The organism is Mesorhizobium sp. M8A.F.Ca.ET.161.01.1.1, from assembly GCF_004792105.1.
In the GTDB taxonomy this organism is placed as follows: Bacteria; Pseudomonadota; Alphaproteobacteria; order Rhizobiales; family Rhizobiaceae; genus Mesorhizobium.
Map to the genome: position 1 here is coordinate 1 of NZ_SRTD01000541.1, position 278 is coordinate 278.

The window sequence follows — 278 nt, forward strand, 5'->3', positions numbered from 1 at the left end:
CCTGTGGGGCCAGAAGTACCTGCAGGGCCATGCCGAACCACCGCAACCGGCGGCGCTGAAGCAGAAGGTGCTGGGCCTGCCGCGCGAATGGCTCATCTACCTGTGCGCGGTGCTTGCTGTGCTGCCGGTGGCGTGGCTGATGTGGGCTGCCGGCAACGGCGCGTTCGCGCTGGGCGGTGAAATCAGCCTGGCGCTGATGCTGATGCTGGTGGTGCTGGGCGGCGTGCTGGTCTGGTTCGCCTGGTTCACCGGCAGCAAGTGCACGCCGGTGCAGCGCC

General features: G+C 68.7%; 1 protein-coding gene. It reads left to right on the plus strand.

All coding sequences use genetic code 11. From position 1 onward, the window contains the following. On the plus strand, positions 1 to 278 hold a 278-nt coding region (locus EN804_RS36930), incomplete at both ends, for a hypothetical protein (RefSeq protein WP_210237412.1).